This is a genomic window from Streptomyces sp. NPDC051921 (assembly GCF_040680975.1).
GTDB lineage: Bacteria > Actinomycetota > Actinomycetes > Streptomycetales > Streptomycetaceae > Streptomyces.
In genome coordinates this window covers 112645-133467 of record NZ_JBFAXU010000012.1, presented here as the reverse complement: position 1 = coordinate 133467, position 20823 = coordinate 112645, and the positions used below count along the sequence as shown (strand labels likewise).

17 protein-coding genes are annotated in these 20823 nt (G+C 73.7%); 8 read left to right on the top strand and 9 right to left on the bottom strand.

Features of this window, described 5'->3' with window-relative positions; translation table 11 throughout:
- Positions 1-113 precede the first annotated feature (113 nt).
- From pdhA to AB0M16_RS17905, 7 genes are all read left to right on the top strand, one after another.
- Positions 114-1277: a pyruvate dehydrogenase (acetyl-transferring) E1 component subunit alpha gene (pdhA, locus tag AB0M16_RS17935; protein ID WP_365343854.1), complete on the top strand. Its 1164-nt coding sequence runs from the start codon at positions 114-116 to the stop codon at positions 1275-1277.
- Positions 1274-2305, top strand: coding sequence for an alpha-ketoacid dehydrogenase subunit beta (locus AB0M16_RS17930; protein WP_365343851.1), 1032 nt, complete (start codon positions 1274-1276; stop codon positions 2303-2305). The genes pdhA and AB0M16_RS17930 overlap by 4 nt, the downstream gene beginning before the upstream one ends.
- Entirely contained in the window at positions 2305-3702 is a 1398-nt protein-coding gene (locus AB0M16_RS17925) for a dihydrolipoamide acetyltransferase family protein (protein WP_365343849.1), read from the top strand. The genes AB0M16_RS17930 and AB0M16_RS17925 overlap by 1 nt, the downstream gene beginning before the upstream one ends.
- Before the next feature lie 211 nt (positions 3703-3913).
- On the top strand, positions 3914-4828 hold the full coding sequence (locus AB0M16_RS17920; RefSeq protein WP_365343847.1) for a DUF6457 domain-containing protein: 915 nt from the start codon (positions 3914-3916) through the stop codon (positions 4826-4828).
- Positions 4825-6180 (top strand): molybdopterin molybdotransferase MoeA, encoded by a 1356-nt coding sequence (locus AB0M16_RS17915; RefSeq protein ID WP_365343845.1) that lies wholly within the window; start codon positions 4825-4827, stop codon positions 6178-6180. Before AB0M16_RS17920 ends, AB0M16_RS17915 begins: the two co-directional genes overlap by 4 nt.
- Positions 6181-6200: 20 nt before the next feature.
- Entirely contained in the window at positions 6201-7259 is a 1059-nt protein-coding gene (locus AB0M16_RS17910) for a potassium channel family protein (RefSeq protein ID WP_365344008.1), read from the top strand.
- 73 nt (positions 7260-7332) lie between these two features.
- The gene (locus AB0M16_RS17905) at positions 7333-8319 is read left to right on the top strand and encodes an NAD(P)H-quinone oxidoreductase (RefSeq protein WP_365343843.1); all 987 of its coding nucleotides are present in this window, start codon (positions 7333-7335) and stop codon (positions 8317-8319) included.
- A gap of 75 nt (positions 8320-8394) precedes the next feature.
- Here AB0M16_RS17905 and AB0M16_RS17900 read toward each other — a convergent pair whose 3' ends face one another.
- The 6 genes from AB0M16_RS17900 to AB0M16_RS17875 all read right to left on the bottom strand — a co-directional run bounded on the left by AB0M16_RS17900 (position 8395) and on the right by AB0M16_RS17875 (position 16171).
- Complete coding sequence (locus tag AB0M16_RS17900; RefSeq protein WP_365343841.1) at positions 8395-8946, bottom strand: bacterial proteasome activator family protein; 552 nt, start codon at positions 8944-8946, stop codon at positions 8395-8397.
- 107 nt (positions 8947-9053) lie between these two features.
- Positions 9054-11921 (bottom strand): FtsX-like permease family protein, encoded by a 2868-nt coding sequence (locus AB0M16_RS17895; protein ID WP_365343839.1) that lies wholly within the window; start codon positions 11919-11921, stop codon positions 9054-9056.
- Positions 11918-12655 carry an ABC transporter ATP-binding protein gene (locus AB0M16_RS17890; protein WP_365343837.1) on the bottom strand — a complete coding sequence of 246 codons (738 nt, stop codon included), beginning with the start codon at positions 12653-12655 and terminating at the stop codon, positions 11918-11920. Before AB0M16_RS17890 ends, AB0M16_RS17895 begins: the two co-directional genes overlap by 4 nt.
- Positions 12656-12878: 223 nt before the next feature.
- On the bottom strand, positions 12879-13514 hold the full coding sequence (locus tag AB0M16_RS17885) for a PadR family transcriptional regulator (RefSeq protein ID WP_365343835.1): 636 nt from the start codon (positions 13512-13514) through the stop codon (positions 12879-12881).
- A 96-nt stretch (positions 13515-13610) separates the two neighbouring features.
- Positions 13611-14390 (bottom strand): hypothetical protein, encoded by a 780-nt coding sequence (locus tag AB0M16_RS17880; protein ID WP_365343833.1) that lies wholly within the window; start codon positions 14388-14390, stop codon positions 13611-13613.
- Positions 14391-14536: 146 nt separating this feature from the next.
- Positions 14537-16171 (bottom strand): protein kinase, encoded by a 1635-nt coding sequence (locus AB0M16_RS17875; protein ID WP_365343831.1) that lies wholly within the window; start codon positions 16169-16171, stop codon positions 14537-14539.
- A gap of 276 nt (positions 16172-16447) precedes the next feature.
- On the opposite strand from AB0M16_RS17875, the gene AB0M16_RS17870 reads away from it, so the two are divergent.
- Positions 16448-18145, top strand: coding sequence for a protein kinase (locus tag AB0M16_RS17870; RefSeq protein ID WP_365343829.1), 1698 nt, complete (start codon positions 16448-16450; stop codon positions 18143-18145).
- A 160-nt stretch (positions 18146-18305) separates the two neighbouring features.
- Here AB0M16_RS17870 and AB0M16_RS17865 read toward each other — a convergent pair whose 3' ends face one another.
- From AB0M16_RS17865 to AB0M16_RS17855, 3 genes are all read right to left on the bottom strand, one after another.
- On the bottom strand, positions 18306-19334 hold the full coding sequence (locus AB0M16_RS17865; RefSeq protein WP_365343827.1) for a phosphotransferase: 1029 nt from the start codon (positions 19332-19334) through the stop codon (positions 18306-18308).
- A 36-nt stretch (positions 19335-19370) separates the two neighbouring features.
- The gene (locus AB0M16_RS17860; RefSeq protein ID WP_365343825.1) at positions 19371-19847 is read right to left on the bottom strand and encodes a pyridoxamine 5'-phosphate oxidase family protein; all 477 of its coding nucleotides are present in this window, start codon (positions 19845-19847) and stop codon (positions 19371-19373) included.
- A 131-nt stretch (positions 19848-19978) separates the two neighbouring features.
- Positions 19979-20638: a response regulator transcription factor gene (locus AB0M16_RS17855; protein ID WP_365343823.1), complete on the bottom strand. Its 660-nt coding sequence runs from the start codon at positions 20636-20638 to the stop codon at positions 19979-19981.
- Positions 20639-20823 lie beyond the last annotated feature (185 nt).

Sequence of the window (20823 nt, the reverse complement as noted above, 5' to 3'; positions counted from 1 at the left end):
CAGGCTGGAGGTGCCTGTAGCCAAAATGCCTCCACGACCGAACAATCGGTAGGTGAGGCGCGCCACATTCCGCGCCACCCGACTTCGGGTCTTATGCCCGCTCCCACGAGGAGGTGGACTCGTTGCAACAGCGCAGTTCGACAGTCCAAGAGCCCCCCGGTGCCGCCCGCGCCTACCGGCCCACGCCGCCGCCGGCCTGGCAGCCCCGCACCGACCCGACTCCGCTGCTGCCGGACGCCGAGCCGCTGCGCGTGCTCGGCACCGACGCCGTGGCCGACGCCGACCCCGAGCTGCTCCGCCGGCTCTACCGGGAGCTCGTCCGCGGCCGTCGGTACAACGCGCAGGCGACCGCCCTCACCAAGCAGGGCCGGCTCGCCGTCTACCCCTCCACGACCGGCCAGGAGGCCTGCGAGGTCGCCGCGGCGCTGGCCCTGGAGGAGCGGGACTGGCTCTTCCCCTCGTACCGGGACACCCTGGCCGCCGTCGCCCGCGGGCTCGACCCCGTCCAGGCCCTCACCCTGCTGCGCGGCGACTGGCACACCGGCTACGACCCGCGCGAGCACCGCATAGCCCCGCTGAGCACCCCGCTCGCCACCCAGCTCCCCCACGCCGTGGGCCTGGCCCACGCCGCCCGGCTCAAGGGCGACGACGTGGTGGCGCTCGCCATGGTCGGCGACGGCGGCACCAGCGAGGGCGACTTCCACGAGGCGCTGAACTTCGCCGCCGTGTGGCAGGCCCCCGTCGTCTTCCTCGTGCAGAACAACGGTTTCGCGATCTCCGTGCCGCTCGCCAAGCAGACCGCGGCCCCGTCCCTCGCCCACAAGGGCGTCGGCTACGGGATGCCCGGCCGGCTCGTCGACGGCAACGACGCGGTCGCCGTCCACCAGGTCCTGACCGAGGCCGTCGCCCGCGCCCGGCGCGGCGGCGGACCCACCCTCGTCGAGGCGATCACCTACCGGATCGACGCCCACACCAACGCCGACGACGCCACCCGCTACCGCGGCGACAGCGAGGTCGAGACGTGGCGGGCGCACGACCCGATCCTGATCCTGGAGCGGGAGCTCACGGAGCGCGGACTCCTCGACGAGGACGCCCGCCGCGCCGCGGCCGACGACGCCGAGACGATGGCGGCGCGGCTGCGCGAGAGCATGAACGCCGACCCGGTGCTCGACCCGATGGACCTCTTCGCCCACGTGTACGCCGAGAAGACCGCGCAGCTGCGCGAGCAGGCGGAGCAGCTGCGGGCGGAGCTCGACGCCGAGAGCGAGGCGGGATGACCACCCACGCGACAGCGCGGCCGGCCGCGAAGAAGGCGGCCAAGCCCGCCACCATGGCCCAGGCGCTCCAGCGCGCCATGCGGGACGCCATGGCCGAGGACCCCACCGTCCACGTGATGGGCGAGGACGTCGGCACCCTCGGCGGCGTCTTCCGCGTCACCGACGGCCTCGCGAAGGAGTTCGGCGAGGACCGCTGCACCGACACGCCGCTGGCCGAGGCGGGCATCCTCGGCACGGCCGTCGGCATGGCCATGTACGGGCTGCGGCCGGTCGTCGAGATGCAGTTCGACGCCTTCGCCTACCCGGCGTTCGAGCAGCTCATCAGTCACGTCTCCCGGATGCGCAACCGCACCCGGGGCGCGATGCCGATGCCGATCGTGGTCCGCGTGCCGTACGGCGGCGGGATCGGCGGCGTCGAGCACCACAGTGACTCCTCCGAGGCGTACTACATGGCGACGCCCGGCCTGCACGTCGTCACCCCGGCGACCGTCGAGGACGCCTACGGGCTGCTGCGGGCGGCCATCGCCTCCGACGACCCCGTGGTCTTCCTGGAGCCCAAGCGGCTCTACTGGTCGAAGTCCGACTGGTCGCCCGAGGCTCCGACGGCCGTCGAGCCGATCGGCAAGGCGGTCGTGCGCCGTCGCGGCACCAGCGCCACCCTCATCACCTACGGCCCCTCCCTGCCGGTCTGCATGGAGGCCGCCGAGGCCGCCCAGGCCGAGGGCTGGGACCTGGAGGTCGTCGACCTGCGCTCGCTCGTGCCGTTCGACGACGAGACCGTGTGCGCCTCCGTCCGGCGCACCGGCCGGGCCGTCGTCGTGCACGAGTCGACCGGCTTCGGCGGCCCGGGCGGTGAGATCGCCGCCCGGGTCACCGAGCGCTGCTTCCACCACCTGGAGGCGCCGGTGCTGCGGGTCGCGGGCTTCGACATCCCGTACCCGCCGCCGATGCTGGAGCGGCACCACCTGCCCGGCGTGGACCGGGTCCTCGACGCGGTCGCGCGCCTCCAGTGGGAGGCGGGCAGCTGATGGCCCAGGTGCTCGAATTCAAGCTGCCCGACCTCGGTGAGGGCCTCACCGAGGCCGAGATCGTGCGCTGGCTGGTCGACGTGGGCGACGTCGTCGCCATCGACCAGCCCGTCGTCGAGGTCGAGACGGCCAAGGCGATGGTGGAGGTGCCCTGCCCCTACGGCGGTGTCGTCACCGCCCGCTTCGGCGACGAGGGGACCGAGCTGCCGGTCGGTGCGCCGCTGCTGACCGTCGCGGTCGGCGGCGCCCCCGCCACGGACGGCCAGGCCGCCGCCCCGGCCGCCTCGCAGGCCGCGCCCGCCGAGACGACCGAGTCCGCCGAGTCCGCCGTGTCCTCGGAGTACTCGGGCAACGTCCTCGTCGGCTACGGCACCGCCGGGCCCGCCGCCCGTCGCCGCCGGGTCAGGCGCGACACCCCGGCCGCGGCACCGGCCCCCGCGGCCGCCGCGCCCGTCGCCCTCGTGGAGGCCGACGCCCCCGCGGGGCCGGTGCCCGTCATCTCGCCTCTGGTGCGCAAGATCGCCCGCGACAAGGGGCTCGACCTGCGGCAGGTCCGCGGCTCGGGGCCCGAGGGCCTGATCCTGCGGGCGGACGTCGAGACCGCGGTCGCCGCACGGGACCGGTCCGCGGCCGCGTACGCCGATGCGGCCGCGCCCGCGCCGGCCGCCGCTCCCGCCGCTGCTTCCGCGTCCGCGAGCGTCGCCGTCACCGGTGAGCGGGTGCCGCTGCGCGGGGTGCGCGGCGCCGTCGCCGCCAAGCTGTCGCGCAGCCGTACCGAGATCCCGGACGCGACCTGCTGGGTCGACGCCGACGCGACCGAACTCATGGCCGCACGGGCGGCGATGAACGCGGCGGGCGGACCGAAGATCTCCGTCCTGGCGCTGCTCGCCCGGATCTGCACGCACGCCCTGGCCCGCTTCCCGGAGCTCAACTCCACGGTGGACACGGCGGCGCGGGAGATCGTCCGACTGCCCTCCGTGCACCTCGGGTTCGCCGCCCAGACCGAGCGCGGTCTGGTCGTTCCCGTGGTCCGGGACGCGGGCGGCCGCAACGCCGAGTCGCTCACCGCCGAGTTCGCCCGCCTCACGGAGTCCGCCCGGCAGGGCACTCTGACCCCGGCAGACCTCACCGGCGGCACGTTCACGCTGAACAACTACGGCGTGTTCGGGGTCGACGGCTCCACGCCGATCATCAACCACCCCGAGGCGGCCATGCTCGGCGTGGGCCGGATCGTGCCCAAGCCGTGGGTGCACCAGGGAGAGTTGGCGGTGCGTCAGGTGGTGCAGCTCTCGCTCACCTTCGACCACCGGGTCTGCGACGGCGGGACGGCCGGTGGCTTCCTGCGCCACGTCGCGGACTGCGTCGAGAACCCGTCGGTGCTGCTGCGCACGCTCTGACGGGCGGACGGAACTCCGCCGGGACGGACGCCGACCGGGGCACGGGGCCCCGCCGGTTCCCGGCGGCCTTGTCCGGGACCCAACCCCACGCCGGGTCCCGGACGCGTTTCCGCACGACGCCCCGGTCCGTTGCGGACCGGGGCGTCTCCCTCTGTGAGACGGACGGACGGGCGCCGGGCACGCCCCGCCGGGCGCGGACCATACTGCTGGGATGACGACCGCGTACGACGCCATCGTGCTCGCCGGCGGCGCCGCCCGGCGCCTCGGCGGTGCCGACAAGCCCGGGCTGCGGGTCGGCGGACGACCGCTCCTCGACCGGGTCCTCGCCGGCTGCCGCGACGCCGGACGCACCGTCGTCGTCGCAACGCCCCGCACCACCGCCCGACCCGTCGAGTGGACCCGGGAGGACCCGCCCGGCGGCGGCCCGGTCGCCGCCCTCGCCGCGGGCCTGCGCCGCCTCACCGACGCCCCGGAGCCCGCCGCCCAGGCCGCCCCCGCCCCGGTCGGCCGCGCCGCCCCCGCGGCCCTCGTGCTCGTCCTCTCCGCCGACCTCCCCTTCTTCGACGCGGCGACGGCCCGGCGCCTCGTGGACGCCCTGGCCGAAGCTCCCGAGGCCGAGGGCGTGGTGAGTGTCGACGCCGAGGGGCGGGAGCAGCCCTTGGTCGCCGCCTACCGGGTCGAGGCCCTGCGGCGGGAACTGGCGGGCGCCGCCGCCGAGCGGGGCGGTCTCGACGGGCTGCCGCTGCGGCGGATCACCGGCGGCCTGCGGGTCGTGCGGGCCCCCTCGGAGGCCTCGGCCTCCTTCGACTGCGACACCTGGGAGGACATCGCCGCGGCCCGGGCGCGGATCAGGGAGCATGGGAACGTGCTGGATGAATGGATCACCGCAGTCAAGGACGAACTGGGTATCGACCTGGACGTCGACACAGGCCTGCTGCTCGACCTGGCCCGCGACGCCGCGCACGGCGTCGCACGGCCCGCCGCGCCGCTGACCACGTTCCTCGTCGGATACGCGGCGGCGCGGGCCGCAGGCGGCGAGGGCGGACCCGAGGCCGTCAAGGAGGCCACGCAGAAGGCCGCCGCGCTCGCGCAACGCTGGGCCGCCGAGCAGGACGGGGCCGGATGACCATGAAGGAGAGCCTGCCCGACGACGGGGTGGACGACGTCCTCGCCCTCGTCGGGCGCTCCCGCGAAGACGCCCCTGGCCCCAGGACCGGCCCCACGACCGGTCCCGCGCCACAGCCCGAGCGGCATCGCGCCACCCCCTGGCCCGAGGCCCGGGCCGTGGCCGCGCGGGCCGGGGCGAAGGCTGCGGCCTCCCGGCAGCCCGTGCCGGTCCCGCTCGGGCAGGCCCTCGGCCGGGTCCTGGCCGAGCCGCTGCACGCGCTGACCGACCTGCCGTCGTTCGACACCTCCGCCATGGACGGCTGGGCCGTCGCGGGCCCCGGCCCCTGGCGGATCGCCCCCGAGGGCGCCGTCCTCGCCGGGCACGCTCCCGCCGCCGCCCTCGACGACGGCGACGCGGTACGGATCGCGACCGGCGCCCGGGTGCCGGTCGGGGCCACCGCCGTCGTCCGCAGCGAGCACGCCCGCACCGACACCGCCGGGCAGCTGCACGCGCGGCGCGAGGTCGTTCCCGGGCAGGACATCCGGCCGCGCGGCCAGGAATGCCGCTCCGGCGACCGGCTGCTGCCCGCCGGGAGCACCGTGACCCCCGCCGTCCTGGGACTCGGCGCCGCAGCCGGCTACGACGAGCTGACCGTGCACCCCCGCCCCCGCGTGGAGGTGCTCGTCCTCGGCGACGAACTGCTCGCCTCCGGGCTCCCCCACGAGGGCCTGATCCGCGACGCCCTGGGTCCGATGCTCGGTCCCTGGCTGCAGGCGCTCGGCGCCGAGGTCCTCGGCACCCGCCGGGTCGGTGACGACGCCGAGGCGCTGTACGCGGCGGTCACCGGCTCCGCCGCCGACGTGGTCGTCACGACAGGCGGCACCGCGGCCGGCCCGGTCGACCATGTCCATCCGGTGCTCGCCAAGGCCGGCGCGACCCTGCTCGTCGACGGGGTGAAGGTCCGTCCCGGGCACCCCATGCTCCTGGCCGAACTCGGCTCGGGTCCGCGCCACCTGGTCGGCCTGCCCGGCAATCCCCTCGCCGCCGTCTCCGGGCTGCTCACGCTCGCCGAGCCGCTGCTGCGGACCCTCGCCGGCCGGCCGGCCCCCGAGCCGTACCGCGTCCCCGTACGCGAGGAGATCCAGGGACACCCGTACGACACCCGCCTCGTGCCCGTCGCGCTGCGCGGCGACGAGGCCGCGCCGCTGCACTACAACGGGCCCGCGATGCTCCGGGGCATCGCCGCTGCCGACGGCCTGGCCGTGGTCCCGCCCGGCGGCGCGAGGCCCGGGCAGGCGCTCCACGTCCTCGACCTGCCCTGGACGGCCGTCTCCGCCTACGGAGAGGCCCAAGGAGTGTGTTTCACGTGAAACTGCCCAGCCGCGACGCGATGGCCCGCGAGGCCGACGAGAAGGCGGGATCGCGGATCAAGCTGCCGCGCCGGGTGGTCGAGAAGCCGCTGCGACAGGTCGGCAAGCGTCTCCTGATGGCACTCGGCGTGCTGATCGTGACCGTCCTCATCGTCTACGCCGACCGGGACGGCTACCACGACAACGCGAACGACACGGTCGACTTCCTCGACTCCGTCTACTACGCGACCGTCACCCTCTCCACCACCGGCTACGGCGACATCGTCCCCTACAGCGACTCCGCCCGGCTCGCGAACATCCTGCTCGTCACGCCCCTGCGCGTGCTGTTCCTGATCATCCTGGTCGGCACCACCCTCGAGGTCCTCACGGAGCGGACCCGGGAGGAGTTCCGGCTGAACCGCTGGAGGTCCACCTTGCGCGACCACACCGTCATCGTCGGCTTCGGCACCAAGGGGCGGTCGGCGATCCAGACGCTGTGCGCGACCGGCCTGCGCAAGGACCAGATCGTCATCGTCGACCCGTCCACCAAGGTCATCGAGGCGGCCAACGCCGACGGCTTCGTCGGCGTCATCGGTGACGCCACCCGCAGCGACGTGCTGCTGCGGGCCGAGGTGCAGAAGGCCCGTCAGATCGTCATCGCCACCCAGCGCGACGACACCGCCGTGCTGGTCACCCTGACGGCCCGCCAGCTCAACCGGGGCGCGAAGATCGTCGCAGCGGTCCGTGAGGAGGAGAACGCCCCGCTGCTGCGCCAGTCCGGCGCCGATGCCGTGATCACCAGTGCCAGCGCCGCCGGCCGGCTGCTCGGCCTCTCCGTGCTCAGCCCCAGCGCGGGCACGGTGATGGAGGACCTGATCCAGCAGGGCTCAGGACTCGACCTCGTCGAACGCCCGGTGACCAAGGCCGAGGCGGGAAAGAACGTGCGCGAGACCCAGGACCTGGTGGTGAGCGTGCTGCGCGGGCACCGGCTGCTCGGTTACGACGACCCCGCCGCCAGCCCGCTCCAGCTGACCGACCGGGTGATCACCATCGTGCGCGCCGCGGCCGTCACCCCGCTCACCACCCCCGTCGAGGACTGAGCCCCCGCCGCCCCGTCCCCGGCCCGCCCTGCCCACGCGCTCGGCGCCGGGGTCCGGGAGTAGCCTCGCCGACATGCATGCGATCACGATTCCGGAACCCGGCGGGCCCGAGGCGCTGGTCTGGGCCGAGGTGCCCGACCCCGTCCCCGCCGAGGGCGAGGTTCTCGTCGAGGTGGTGGCGAGCGCCGTCAACCGTGCCGATCTGCTCCAGCGGCAGGGCTTCTACGACCCGCCGCCGGGCAGCTCCCCGTACCCCGGCCTGGAGTGCTCGGGGCGGATCGCCGCGCTCGGCCCCGGCGTCTCGGGCTGGTCCGTCGGCGACGAGGTGTGTGCGCTGCTCGTCGGGGGCGGATACGCGACGAAGGTCGCCGTCCCGGCAGGGCAGTTGCTGCCCCGGCCGGAGGGTGTGGACCTGGTGACGGCCGCGGCGCTGCCCGAGGTGGCCTGCACCGTCTGGTCGAACGTCTTCATGCTCGCGCACCTGCGGCCCGGCGAGACGCTCCTCGTGCACGGCGGGGCGAGCGGCATCGGCACCATGGCCATCCAGCTGGCCAAGGCGGTCGGGGCGCGGGTGGCGGTCACCGCGGGCGGCCCCGAGAAGCTGGCGCGCTGTGCCGAGTTGGGCGCGGACATCCTCATCGACTACCGGGCGCAGGACTTCGTGGAGGAGCTCCACAAGGCGACGGACGGGGCCGGGGCGGACGTCATCCTCGACATCGTCGGCGCCAAGTACCTCGACCGGAACATCAAGGCCCTGGCCGTCAACGGGCGTCTGGTCGTCATCGGCCTCCAGGGCGGCGTCAAGGGCGAGTTGAACCTGGCCGCCCTGATGGCCAAGCGCGCCGCGGTGCTGGCGACGACGCTGCGGTCCCGGCCGCCGGCCGAGAAGACGGCGGTGGTCGCCGCGGTGCGTGAGCACGTGTGGCCGCTGATCGGCGCCGGCACGGTGACGCCGGTCGTGGACCGCACCGTGGCGATGGCGGACGCCGCCGAGGCCCACCGGGCCGTCGAGGCGAGCAGTCACGTCGGCAAGGTGCTGCTCCTGGCGCCGGACGAGTGACACCGAGGACGGCCGAGGGCCCGGTCCGCACGGCGTACACCGTGCGGACCGGGCCCTCGACGCGTCACCCCGTGCCTACAGATACGGTCCCGAGCCGACCGCCCGGCCCCGGCCGGGGCCGTGGTCGTCGTCATCGTCGTGCGACGCCCCCGGCGGCAGTGCCCGGCGCATCTGCTCCAACTGGGCGCGGGCCGCCATCTGCTGGGCGAACAGCGCCGTCTGGATGCCGTGGAAGAGGCCTTCGAGCCAGCCCACCAACTGGGCCTGCGCGATGCGCAGTTCCGACTCGGAGGGAATGGCCTCGTCGGTGAACGGCAGGGACAGGCGCTCCAGTTCCTCCACCAGCTCGGGGGCGAGCCCGTCCTCCAGCTCCTTCACCGAGCTGGCGTGGATCTCCTTCAGCCGGACGCGGCTCGCCTCGTCGAGAGGTGCCGCCCTGACTTCCTCCAGAAGCTGCTTGATCATGCTGCCGATCCGCATGACCTTCGCAGGCTGCTCGACCATTTCCGTCACCGGGACCTCGCGGGATTCGTCGTCACCCTGAGTGCCGCTGAGCGCCATCCCGTCCTGGCCCACGATGAGGACCTGGGGGCTCTCCTGCGACCTGTCATTCCTCGGCATCTCCATGCCGCCCATTCTCTCGCACACATGCCTCATCACACGGTGTGCCCCTGGAGGAGGGTGATCCACCCTCCTCCAGGGGCACAGCCTGACAACGAAGCTCCCGGCGATCCTCAGTGCGCGGCGCGGCGGGCCAGCGCCCCGCGGGAGCGGGTCACCAGGGCGGCGAGCAGGGCGGCACCGAGCGGCACGGCCACGAGAAGCGCGGCGAGCGTCTCCCAGGGGACGACGATCGGCACGTACGGCGGGGTGTCCGAGATGCCCCAGCCGTTGTCGAGGGCCTCCTGGTAGAAGTGCAGTTCCTGCCGCTCCTCGGTGAGCCGCAGGCCGACCGCGGGCAGTACGCCGGCGGCCGAGCCGAGGATCACCCCCATCGCCGCGACCACTCCGCACTGGAAGCCGCTGAGCGTACGGCGCACCCGGGGCGGGGCGCCGACCGCGGCGAGCGTCTTCAGGTCGGCCTCGGCGTCGGCCTGGGCCAGGCCGGTGGCGATGCCGGCGGCGCCGATGGTGACCAGACCGGCGAAGACGGTCAGCGCGAGCAGCACGATGCTGTTCTTGCTGACGTAGCCCTCCTCCAGGACCAGGCTGACCTCGCCTCCGATCTTGGCGATCTCGGCGTCCAGCTTCTGCCGCTGTTCGCTGTTGGGCAGGTGGTCGGTGGTGAAGAACGAGCCGAGCGGGACCGTGGTCAGGCCGGCGGCCTCGGCCGCGGCGGGGCTGATCAGGCCGGCGACGCCGTAGGTGGCCGGGGAGCCGGGCACCTGGTAGGCCGGGAAGGACGTGATCTTGCCGGGCGCCGGCTTGTTCTGCTCGGCGGCGCGGTCGGCGGCCTCGTTGTCGGTGATCAGCTTGACGCCGACCTTGCCGGTCTTGTCGACCTGGGCGCGGGAGAAGCTCACGAACCTGCCGTCGGCGAGGGCCTGGGCGGCGCCGGGGTCGTCGATGCCGAGAACGGTGAGGAGGCTGGCGTCGGCGATGAGAAGGCCGCTCTCGACGGAGATCGATCCGCTGTTCGGGTCGGACGTGCAGCGCCAGTCCTTGGCGAGGGCCCGCCGCTGTTCCTTGGTGAACTTCTCCGACGGGTCGGTGCCGTCGTGGGTGACCGCCCACAGGGGGCATTCGTTGGCGGGCGGGACGACCACCTCGTAGCGGCCGCAGCCGGGGGTGCCGCCCCAGGGCGCGCAGCCGGGCTTGCCGACGGAGATGCGCCGGACGTCGGCGCGTACGTCGACGGGCAGGGTGCGCTGCACGGCGTCCCGGGCCGTCGCGGCGTCCCGGCCGCCCTCCTCGGTGACGAGCACGGAGACGGCGCCGTGGGGCAGGCTCGGGTGGTATCCGGCCCGGTCCTGGGCGTCGCGGCTCGCGGCGTACGTGGAGACGGCGACGGTGCCCGCGACGGCGGCCAGGACGGCGGCGACGGCGGGTGCCGTACGGCCCCGGTTGCGCACGGCGTCGCGCAGGGCGAGGCGCGGCGAGAGGGGCAGCCAGCGGCCGGTGCGGCCGAAGAGGCCGACCAGGGCGGGCGTCATGGCGACCACGCCCAGTTCGGCGATCGCGGAGCCACCGGCGACGATGAAGAGCTGGTCGGTGACGACCGAGCCGTACAGGGCGATCACGCCGCCGAGCAGGACGGCGGCCAGGCCGACGAGGGGCAGTACGCGGCTGCTGCGGCGGACGCCGCGTCGGCCGGTGAGGGAGGCGAGGACGGTCTGCCGGGAGGCGGTGACGGCCGGGACGATCGCGGCGAGCAGGCCGGTGAGGACGGCGAGCGCGGCGATGGCGAGGATCTCCAGCGGCTTGACGGTGAAGCCGCCGAACCGCTGCCCCATGGCCTCCTCCAGGTAGGGCCGGAGCGCGAAGGTCAGGATCAGGGCGAGGACCGTGCCGACGACGGCCGAGGCGACACCGATGACCAGGCCGCCGCTGAGCACGATGGCCCGGATGTGGCTGCGGGCACCGCCGTTGGCGCCGACCAGGCCGAGCTGGCGGCGGGAGCGGCGGGCGCCGACGGCGAAGGCGGGACCGGCGAGCAGGCAGATCTCCAGCATCGCCAGGCCGACCACCGTGCCCACGGCGGCGAGCGCGGCGGCGCGGGCGGCCGTGCTCTCCTGGTAGGTGCCCCAGCCCTCCCTCTGGAACAGCGGGACCTCGGAGTCGGCGGGCGGGTCGAGGACGACGGCGCGCGAGGTGACGACCACGCCCTTCTTGTTGATCTCCTGGACCGTGTTCCACGTGAAACCACCGGACTTCCGCACCAGGTACGTGGTGGAGATGTCGGGCTTCGGGATGCCGGCCTTCTCGACGGCCTGGCCGTACGCGGCGAGGAAGGCGCCGGGCAGGGCGTTGACCTGCTCGGCCTTGAGGTCGCTGGGCAGCTCGTACGCGCCGGTGATCGTGTACGTACGGTCGAAGCCACGGGCGTTCAGGGTGGAACCGACCGTGAGTCCGCTGCTCTTCAGGAAGCCCGTGCTCGCGGCGATCTCGTCGTTCTTCTCCGGGAAACGGCCCTCGCGCAGCCGCATGATGCCCCGGGCGACCGGGTCGGCGGCCTTCAGCTCGCGGACCTCGGTGTGGAGCAGCCCGTGGGCGGTGGTCAGCTTGGCGCTGCCGGAGCTGTCGGTGAGGACGGTCGAGCCGGCCGGGATGGCCTTGGGGATGTCCGTGGAGCCGCTGGGCCAGGGCTTGTTCGCGGAGTCGTAGTCCTCGGCCGTCGTGCTCTGCTCGCCCTTGGGGTCCTGCAGGAGCGGCACCCCGTCGACGTAGCCGTCGCTGAACCGGGCGTCCGCCGCGCCTATGGAACGCTCCAACTGCTGCTCGGGGGAGAGTTCGGAGCTGCGGATGGTCAGGTCGAAGGCGCTCACACCGAGGATCGGCAGGGCGATCATGGCGAGGACGAGGAAGCTGCGGCCCTTGGAGCGCAAGGCGTCACGGCGGGCGATGCGGACCGCGGCCCGCCAGGAGTGGAACCAGTTCGTCACTGCTGCGCCGCCCGGCCGGTCAGGAGCGAGTCGGCCTCGCTGCGTACGGTCTGGTCGACGACGGCGCCGTCCCGCAGGAAGACGACCCGGTCGGCCCAGGCGGCGAACCGCGGCTCGTGGGTGACCAGGACGCCGGCGGCACCGGCGTCGCAACGGGAACGCAGCAGGGCCAGCACGGACTCGCCCGTCTCGGAGTCGAGGGCGCCGGTGGGCTCGTCGGCGAGGACGAGGCGGCGGTCGCCGACCAGGGCGCGGGCGATGGCGACGCGCTGCTGCTGACCGCCGGACATCTCGTCGGGGAAGCGCTCGGCGAGATGGCCGAGGTCCATCTCGGCGAGCGCGGCGAGGGCCTCGGCGCGGGCCTTGCGGGCGGAGACGCCGTCCAGCTCGCGGGGCAGGGCGACGTTCTCGGCGGCGGTGAGGGCCGGGATGAGGTTGTAGTCCTGGAAGACGTAGCCGATGCTGCGGCGGCGCAGGGCGGCGAGCTCCTTGGCGCCGGCGCGGGTGATGTCGGTGTCCTCGACGATGACCTGGCCGGAGGTCGGGGCGTCGAGGCCCCCGGCGATGGTGAGCAGCGTCGACTTGCCGGAGCCGGACGGGCCCATGACGGCGACGAGTTCACCGGGGTAGACGTCGAGGTCGATGCCGCGCAGGGCGTGCACCTCGGTGGCACCCGCGCCGTGGACGCGGGTCAGGTTCTGCAGGCGCAGCAAGGGCTGCTGCTGTGTGGACATGTTTCCCCCTCGGGGTACGCCGGCGAACGGGTGTGTGCGGAGCGCCCGTTGACGGCGCCGTGCGTACGGTCTGGGTCTGGACGGGTGGTCGAGCGGTGGTCGAGCAGTGGTCGAGCGGTGATCGAGCGGTGGTCGAGCGGTGGTCGAGCGGCGCGGGCCGGGGACGTGCGGTGGTCGCGCACGGGTGGTGCGGTGGTGGCGGTGCCCTGCCGACGCCCGGGCCTCAGCGCCTACGGGCCTTCGAGGCGGGCGGCGCCGTGGTGGTGCGGTGGGGTGCGGGCGGCGGGGCGGTCTCCGGGGCCCCGCCCGCTGCCGCCGCCGAGAGGCGGATCAACCGGGCTTCGCAGTGGTCGAGCCACCGCGCCTCCGCCTCCGTCTGGAAGATCAGCTGCTCCAGGACGAGCAGCCAGGCGATGTCGTCGCGCTCCCGGGCCCCGTTCTTCTCGACGGCGGTGATCGCCTGGGCCTTGAGCCGGGTGTAGTCCTGCATGGCCCTGACGGTGTGGCGCCGCTGGGACTGGATGACGTCGCGGATGTCGACCCCGGGCGCCCCGACCGCCATCGCCAGCTTGATGGCCAGCTCGTCACGGGCGGGGCTGGTGCGGTCGACCGGGTTCTCGAACCAGCTGCGCAGCTCGGCGCGGCCGGCCTCGGTGATCGCGTAGAGCGCGTGGCCGGCCTCGTCCTCGCCGTCCTGGGCGACCATCCCGTCCCGCTCGAGCCGGTTGAGGGTCGTGTAGACCTGGCCCACGTTCAGCGGCCACGTGGAACCGGTGCGGGACTCGAACTCCGTGCGGAGCTGGGAGCCGTAGCGAGGGCCGTGTTCGAGGAGGGCGAGGAGCCCGTGGCGGATCGACATACCGAGTATGTATACCGAGTAAGTCGGCACGGACAAGCGTCCTGAGGCGGACCCCGGAGGTCCGTCTCAAGGGGGACCCGGGTCACCGGGGAGCGCTCAGCGGCGCCGCATCCGGACCCCGAGGAAGCCGATGCCGAGGCCCATCAGGGCCAGCCCCACTCCCAGGGTCAGGACGGGAATCTGCCGGTCGGAGAGGGTGGCCGTGGCCTCGGGGCCGATCCGTGACGCGGCTGCCGGCTCGGCCGCGCCCGAGCTCTCCGGGGCCGACGGGTCCGTCTCGGGTACCGCTTCGGTCCCCTCGTCGGACTCCGCCGCGGGCTCCTCCTCTGTTGCCGTTTTGGTACGAGCGGGGTCGGCCGGACTCGGCGGGGCGGGGGACGAGGGGGCGGCGGGCCGCCCGGGCCGTGGCCTTCCCTCCCCCGCCGGGCGCCCCGCGAGGGAGGCGGACGCGCCGGGTCCGATCGGCTCGGGGGCCTCGGACGGCTCGGGGTCGGCCGGTGAGTCGTCGGTGGCGGAGGAACCGCTCGGCGCCGGGGCGGGGGAGACGGCGGAGGAGGGCGCGCGGGAGCCGGCCGTCGACGACGGACGCGGCGAGGCGGTCGCGGACACCCGGGGGCGGGGCGTCGCCGACGGGGGCGGGGAGGTCGCGGTGGCGCTCCGCGAGGCACCGGGCGTGGCCTCGGTGGCGTACGCGACGGGCCTGGAGGCGAGCGGTGCGGCGTACGCGGGGGACCCGGAGGTCAGGGGCGCGGCGGATGCGACGGGCCCGGACGTGAGCGGCGCGGCGGATGCGAGGGCGCAGGCCGCGCACGTCACGAGCCAGCCGGCGAGGACGGGCGCGAGCGCCCGCGCACGAGGACGTGGTCCTGGAGTCACCGGGTGACCCCCTCCCGTACCGAGCCGCCGAGTTGTCCAACTCAGCGTCACATGTCGGGACAAACGTGGCATCCCGGACAGGTCCGCCCGTGGGCGGGTGTCCGGGACGCCGTCGGTGACCTGGGTCTTCTCCGGCTACCGCGGTCCTACTGCGCGGGGTTGCCGGTGGACACCTCGAGGACGAACTCGGCGTCCTCCTTGCTGATGTCCGTGCCCTGCCGCGGGTACTGGGTCATGACCGTGCCCTGGCCGTACGTGGCCTCGTCGACCGACGACTCGGCCTTGATCTTCCAGCCGGCCGCCTGGATGCACGCCTTCACGGACTGGATGTTCTTGTACGTGAAGTCCGGGACCTCGAACTTGTTCGGGTCGCTGCTCGACTCGGTCGGCTCCGTGCACTTCTTGGTGAGGATGGTCTTCGAGTAGTCCGGACCCTTGTGACCGGGGGCGCTGCTCGTCGACTGGCTCGGGTTGTTCCCGTCCGCCTTGTCGTCCGGGTCCTTGTCCATGAGCGAGATGCCCACGATCACGCCGATGACGACCAGCAGACCGATCACCCCGATGGCGATCTTGTTCGTCCGGTTCTGCCCGCCGACCGGACCGACCGGGGCGCCCTGCTGGACGGTGTACGGCGACGCCGGCGAGGGCGCCGGGGTCTGGTAGACGGGCGCCGGAGCCGGTGTCGGGACCTGCTGCGGGTAGCCGTAGGACGGCGCCGGGGTCGGCGGGCCGTACGGGCCGGGCTGCGCGGTCGGGTGGGGCGTCGGGTGCGGCTGGTACGGCGACTGGATGCCGTGCGTGGACGGCGGCGGGGTCTGGCCGACCGGCGGGAAGACCGCCGAGCCGACGCCCGAACCGCTCTGCACCGGGCCGCCGGCGACGATCATCGGGGCGCCGGTCTGGCCGGCGGACAGCACCCGCAGGCACTCGTCGCGCATCGCGGCCGCGCTGGGGAAACGCTCGTTCGGGTTCTTCTTCAGAGCGCGGGCCACCAGGGCGTCCATCGCCGGGGTCACCGAGCGGTTCACCGAGGACGGAGCGACCGGCTCCTCCTGGACGTGCGCGTAGGCGATCGCGAGCGGCGAGTCCGCGTCGAAGGGCAGACGGCCCGTCAGGAGCTGGAAGAGCATGATGCCGACCGAGTACAGGTCGGAGCGGGCGTCGACGCCGCGGCCCAGGGCCTGCTCGGGGGACAGGTACTGCGGGGTGCCGACGACCATGCCGGTCTGCGTCATCGAGGTGACGCCGGACTGCATGGCGCGGGCGATGCCGAAGTCCATGACCTTGACCACGCCGCGCTTGGTCATCATCACGTTGCCCGGCTTGATGTCCCGGTGGACCAGGCCCATTTCGTGGCTGGTCTCCAAGGCGGCGAGCACGTCGGCGGTGACCTTCAGCGCCTTGTCGGCCGGCATCGCGCCGTACTGCTGGATGTCCGCGCCGAGCACCGAGCCGAGCGGCTGGCCCTCCACGTACTCCATGACGATGTACGGCATGACGGCGCCGTCGAGGGTGTCCTCGCCGGTGTCGAAGACCGAGACGATGTTCGTGTGCGACAACTTCGCAACAGCCTGCGCCTCCCGGCGGAAGCGTTCGCGGAAGGACTGTTCGCGCCCCAGCTCGGTGTGCAGCGTCTTGATGGCGACCTGGCGGTCCAGCGCGCTGTCGTACGCCAGGTACACCGAGGCCATGCCGCCCTCGCCGAGCAGGTCGCGCAGCTGGTACCGGCCGCCCGCGACCGAACCGCCCGCATAGCGGCCCTGTGCGCCGTCCTGGCTCATCTCGTGCTTCCCCCTACGCGCGTGGCGGCGCTGATCCCGAATATTCCCGGCCAAGTCTGCCCGAGGGCAGTGACACGTCAAGCCGGGCACCCCTTCCATGCCCGTTCCGTGACCCTCCGCACGGAAAACGTCGCGCAAGCGTGACAGGAACGGCACGGAATTTGCACAGGCGTACGCAAGGGGAGTTGGATGGCCGATCCATCGGCGGCCCGTGATGTCGTACGGAGCCTGTAGCGTGACGACTGGACACGGCACGAGAGACGACGGCGAGGACTGATGGCACCCGAATCCGGAGCAGGTGGCGGTGTGCCGGACCCTTCCGCCGAGTCGTGGGGCCTCGGAGGCGTCGTCGGTGACGGGCGGTACCGGCTGACCCACCGCCTCGGGCGCGGCGGCATGGCCGAGGTGTTCGCCGCCGAGGACGTGCGCCTCGGACGCACCGTCGCCGTGAAGCTGCTGCGCCCCGACCTCGCCGAGGACCCGGTGTCCAAGGCCCGCTTCACGCGTGAGGCGCAGTCGGTCGCCGGCCTCAACCACCATGCGATCGTGGCCGTCTACGACTCCGGCGAGGACGTCGTCGGCAGTCAGTCCGTGCCGTACATCGTCATGGAGCTGGTCGAGGGCCGCACCATCCGCGACCTGCTGATCAGTGCCGAGGCGCCCGGGCCCGAGCAGGCCCTGATCATCGTCTCCGGCGTCCTGGAGGCGCTCGCCTACTCCCATCAGCACGGCATCGTGCACCGGGACATCAAGCCGGCGAACGTGATCATCACGAACACCGGCGCCGTCAAGGTCATGGACTTCGGCATCGCGCGCGCCCTGCACGGCGCGCAGTCGACCATGACCCAGACCGGCATGGTCATGGGCACGCCGCAGTACCTCTCCCCCGAACAGGCGCTCGGCAAGGCCGTCGACCACCGTTCCGACCTGTACGCGACGGGCTGCCTCCTCTACGAACTGCTGGCGCTGCGTCCCCCGTTCACCGGCGAGACACCGTTGTCGGTGGTCTACCAGCACGTGCAGGACGCCCCGATCCCGCCGTCCGAGGTCGCCCAGGCCGCGCCGCCGGAGCTCGACGGCCTGGTCATGCGCTCCCTCGCGAAGGACCCGGACGACCGGTTCCAGAGCGCCGAGGAGATGCGCGGCCTGATCCAGTACGGGCTGACGATGCTCCAGGAGCAGGGCGGCCACACCGGCGTGTGGAACACCGGCCCGGTCGAGATGTACGAGGGCCCGCACACCCCGGGCTCCGGCGTCGCCGCGACCGCGGTCATGGGCGGCCACCCCGGCCACCCGCCGCACCACCTCACCGCGCAGGGCCCGATCCTCCCGCCCATGAACCCCGACGACGGCGGCTACGACGGGAGCCCGGGCGGCCCCGGCGGCTACGGCCCGGACGGCGGCTACGGCGCGCAGGGCGGCAAGGGCGGCCGCGGCAAGGTGCTGCTCTTCGTGGCCCTCGCGCTGGTCGCGATCGTCGCCGGTGTCGCGTACGCGATCGACAAGGCCGGCGACAAGGGCGACGGCGGTGGCACGAAGCCGCCGGCGGTCTCCGGCTCGCCGTCCACCCAGCCGGAGTCGCCCACGCCGTCCGAGGAGCCGTCCGAGGACCCCGACAGCTCCGACTCCTCCACGGGCGGCAACCAGCAGCCCTGGCCGCCGTCGAACCCGCCGACGATCCGCCCGTCCACCGAGACGCCCTCGACGGAGGAGCCGTCGAAGGACCCGACGGACTCGACGAGCGGCAGCACGGGCTCCAGCGAGGGCTCGACGGAGGGCTCGGGCACGGAGGGGACCACCGAGGGCGGCTCGACGGGCACCTCGACGGGTACCTCGACCGGTACGTCCACGGGCACTTCGACCGGTACGTCCACGGGCACCTCGACGGGCACGTCCACGGGCACTTCGACCGGCACCTCCGCGGGATCCTCGTCCGGCACCACCACGGGGTCGGGCACCGGCACGACCCCCTGAGGCCGCCAGGGCCGCTCCGGCCCGGATCCGACCGGACGGGCCCCGGGCCTCATCCTCCGGCCTCAGGCCCCCGGCCAGAGGCCCCCGGCCTCAGGCCTTTGGCCTCAGGCCCTTGGCCACAGGCCTCTGGCCACAGGCTCAAGGCCCCTGGCCCCAGGCCTCAGCCCGTGAACGCGTCGCGCACCGCCTCGTACTCACGGGTCCACCACACCGCCAGGGCCGACACCGCGGGGAACTGCGGATCGGCCCTCCGGTCGTGCCGCTGGTAGCGCCAGCGCAGCGTCCAGAAGTCGTTGAGCCGCTCCCACCACACGCGGTCCACCGCGGCCGCCAGCTCGGCGCGGTCGACGCCGGCCGCACGCCGGTACGCCCGCGCGTACGCCCGCACCTTGTCCAGGGCCAGCTCGCCCGCCGGCCGTACGAAGAAGATCGCGGCGGCCCGCACCGCCTCCTCGGCACGCGGGCGCACGTCCAGACGGTCCCAGTCGACGATCGCGGCCGGTTCGGCGCCTCGGTAGAGCAGGTTGAAGGGGTGGAAGTCGCCGTGCACCCAGCCCGTCGCGGCGGCGGCCGGCGGCCGGCGGTGGGCGTGGGCGGCGAGCAGCACGCGGCGTTCCCGCAGCCGGTGCTCGGCGAGCTCGTCGAAGCCGTCCCGGGGACGGCGGGCGCGGACCAGGCGGAGCAGCTCGTCGATGAGCCCGAAGGTGTCCTCGGGGCGGGCGCTCTCGTGGCCGGCGTCCGCCGGCGGGGACTCCATCACCCGCTCCAGACAGGTGTGCACCTGCCCGAGCAGGGTGCCCAGGCGCCGCGAGCCGGCGGTGGAGAGCTGGGCGCCGTCCCGGTGCCGGCCGTCGATCCAGGGGTGCAGCGCGTAGCAGTGGCCCCCGATGACGGCGACGGTGCGCCCGGCGGAGTCGGGCAGCGGTGGCGCGACGGGCACGCCGAGCGCGTGCAGGCGCTGGGTCGCCCGGTGCTGCCGCACGATGGTGTCCCGGTCGGCCGTGCGCGCGTCCAGGTGCTGCTTGAGGAAGTAGGAGCCCCGGGTGGTGGCGAGCCGGTAGCCCCGGTTGAGCAGCCCCTGCGCGACGGGCCGGCAGGACAGCGGCTCGCCCGCGTCCGTGTAGCGGCGCAGCAGGGCGCCGACGGGCGGGGCGAGGGGGGCGGAGGTGCAGGCGGCCGAGGACGCCAAGGGTACAGATGAGCGCGGCACCCCCCAGATGTTAGATCACGCTACGTGGTGGAGATGTCGCTCGATCGAGGGAGTGGACGGGGCGGTGGGAGCCTCCGGAGCGGTGCCCTGCGTCGGCTGTTCGGGCGCGTAGTCGAGGCTGTGCACGGTGACGAACTGGGGCTCGATGCGCATGTAGACCGGGTCGAACGGCTCGCCGTCCACCGAGCGGGGGGCCGCGCCGAACGCGGCCAGCTGCTCCTCGGTGGGGTCGACGATCTGCGCGGTACCGGTGAACTGCACGGACCACAGCTGCTCGGCGCCGGAGGTGAGGTTGTCCGCTCCGTAGGCGACGACGCTGCCGGCGCAGGCGCGGTGGTAGCCGAGGCCCCGGTGGAGGCGGAGCAGGACGCACCCGTCGGTCACGATGTGGCGGGCCGGGGCGACGAACGGCATCGCCCGCATGCTCGTGGCCACGCGCCCGTACGACACGCGGTCCAGCAGCTCGATGGCGCGGATCTCCTCGGTGGACATGGCTTCCACTCTCCGCCACCGGCACCGTGTCGGGAAAGGGGCCCCTGCCCCGGTTCGCGGGGACGTAGGTCCCGAATGCGGGCCGTCCGGCCCGGCCGGGCCCGATCGGGTGCGGCCGGGCGGGGACGGGCTCAGTGGCGCTCGGCCTGCATTCTCGCCACGTACGCGGCGGCCTGGGAACGCCGCTCCATGCCCAGCTTCGACAGCAGGCTGGAGACGTAGTTCTTGATGGTCTTCTCCGCAAGGTGGAGTCGCTCGCCGATGGCCCGGTTGGTCAGGCCCTCGCCGATCAGATCGAGGATCTTGCGCTCCTGCTCGGTGAGATGGGCGAGCCGGTCGTCGCCCTTCGGGCCGTTGCCGTCCCGCAGGCGCTCCAGGACCCGCGCGGTGGCCACCGGGTCGAGCAGCGACTTGCCCGCGGCGACGTCCCGGACGGCGTTGAGGAGCTCGTTGCCCCGGATGGCCTTGAGGACGTATCCCGAGGCCCCGGCCATGATCGCGTCGAAGAGGGCTTCGTCGTCCGCGTACGAGGTGAGCATCAGGCACTTGATCGCATCGTCCTGGGAGCGGACCTCGCGGCACACCTCCACCCCGCTCCCGTCCGGGAGCCGGACGTCGAGCACGGCCACGTCGGGGCGGGTCGCGGGGATCCTGACCAGGGCATCCGCGGCGGTGCCGGCCTCGCCGACCACCTCGATGTCGTCCTCCACGGAGAGCAGCTCGTGGACGCCGCGCCGCACGACTTCGTGGTCGTCCAGCAGAAATACCCGGATTTTTCCTTCTTCGCGCACCCAGCCAGTCTCACATATTGGCTCTTCCCGCGCCCGGGGTGCCCGGGATAACGTGCCGGGTGTTCCGACGAGGGCGTCGGGCCGCTGTCCCATGCGCTGACCAGCGGCGAATACCCGTTTTCTCGATTTACTTGGAAATCCAAGCAAAATCGCAGGTCAAGTGGGGTTTCGCAGGAATGCCGCAC

Coding starts and splice junctions, on each gene's coding strand:
- AB0M16_RS17875 (WP_365343831.1), bottom strand. CDS start 16,171: ATGAGCCAGGACGGCGCACAGGGCCGCTATGCGGGCGGTTCGGTCGCG.
- AB0M16_RS17910 (WP_365344008.1), top strand. CDS start 6,201: ATGGCCCGCGAGGCCGACGAGAAGGCGGGATCGCGGATCAAGCTGCCG.
- AB0M16_RS17885 (WP_365343835.1), bottom strand. CDS start 13,514: ATGTCGATCCGCCACGGGCTCCTCGCCCTCCTCGAACACGGCCCTCGC.
- AB0M16_RS17925 (WP_365343849.1), top strand. CDS start 2,305: ATGGCCCAGGTGCTCGAATTCAAGCTGCCCGACCTCGGTGAGGGCCTC.
- AB0M16_RS17930 (WP_365343851.1), top strand. CDS start 1,274: ATGACCACCCACGCGACAGCGCGGCCGGCCGCGAAGAAGGCGGCCAAG.
- AB0M16_RS17915 (WP_365343845.1), top strand. CDS start 4,825: ATGACCATGAAGGAGAGCCTGCCCGACGACGGGGTGGACGACGTCCTC.
- AB0M16_RS17920 (WP_365343847.1), top strand. CDS start 3,914: ATGACGACCGCGTACGACGCCATCGTGCTCGCCGGCGGCGCCGCCCGG.
- AB0M16_RS17870 (WP_365343829.1), top strand. CDS start 16,448: ATGGCACCCGAATCCGGAGCAGGTGGCGGTGTGCCGGACCCTTCCGCC.
- AB0M16_RS17890 (WP_365343837.1), bottom strand. CDS start 12,655: ATGTCCACACAGCAGCAGCCCTTGCTGCGCCTGCAGAACCTGACCCGC.
- AB0M16_RS17860 (WP_365343825.1), bottom strand. CDS start 19,847: ATGTCCACCGAGGAGATCCGCGCCATCGAGCTGCTGGACCGCGTGTCG.
- AB0M16_RS17905 (WP_365343843.1), top strand. CDS start 7,333: ATGCATGCGATCACGATTCCGGAACCCGGCGGGCCCGAGGCGCTGGTC.
- AB0M16_RS17900 (WP_365343841.1), bottom strand. CDS start 8,946: ATGGAGATGCCGAGGAATGACAGGTCGCAGGAGAGCCCCCAGGTCCTC.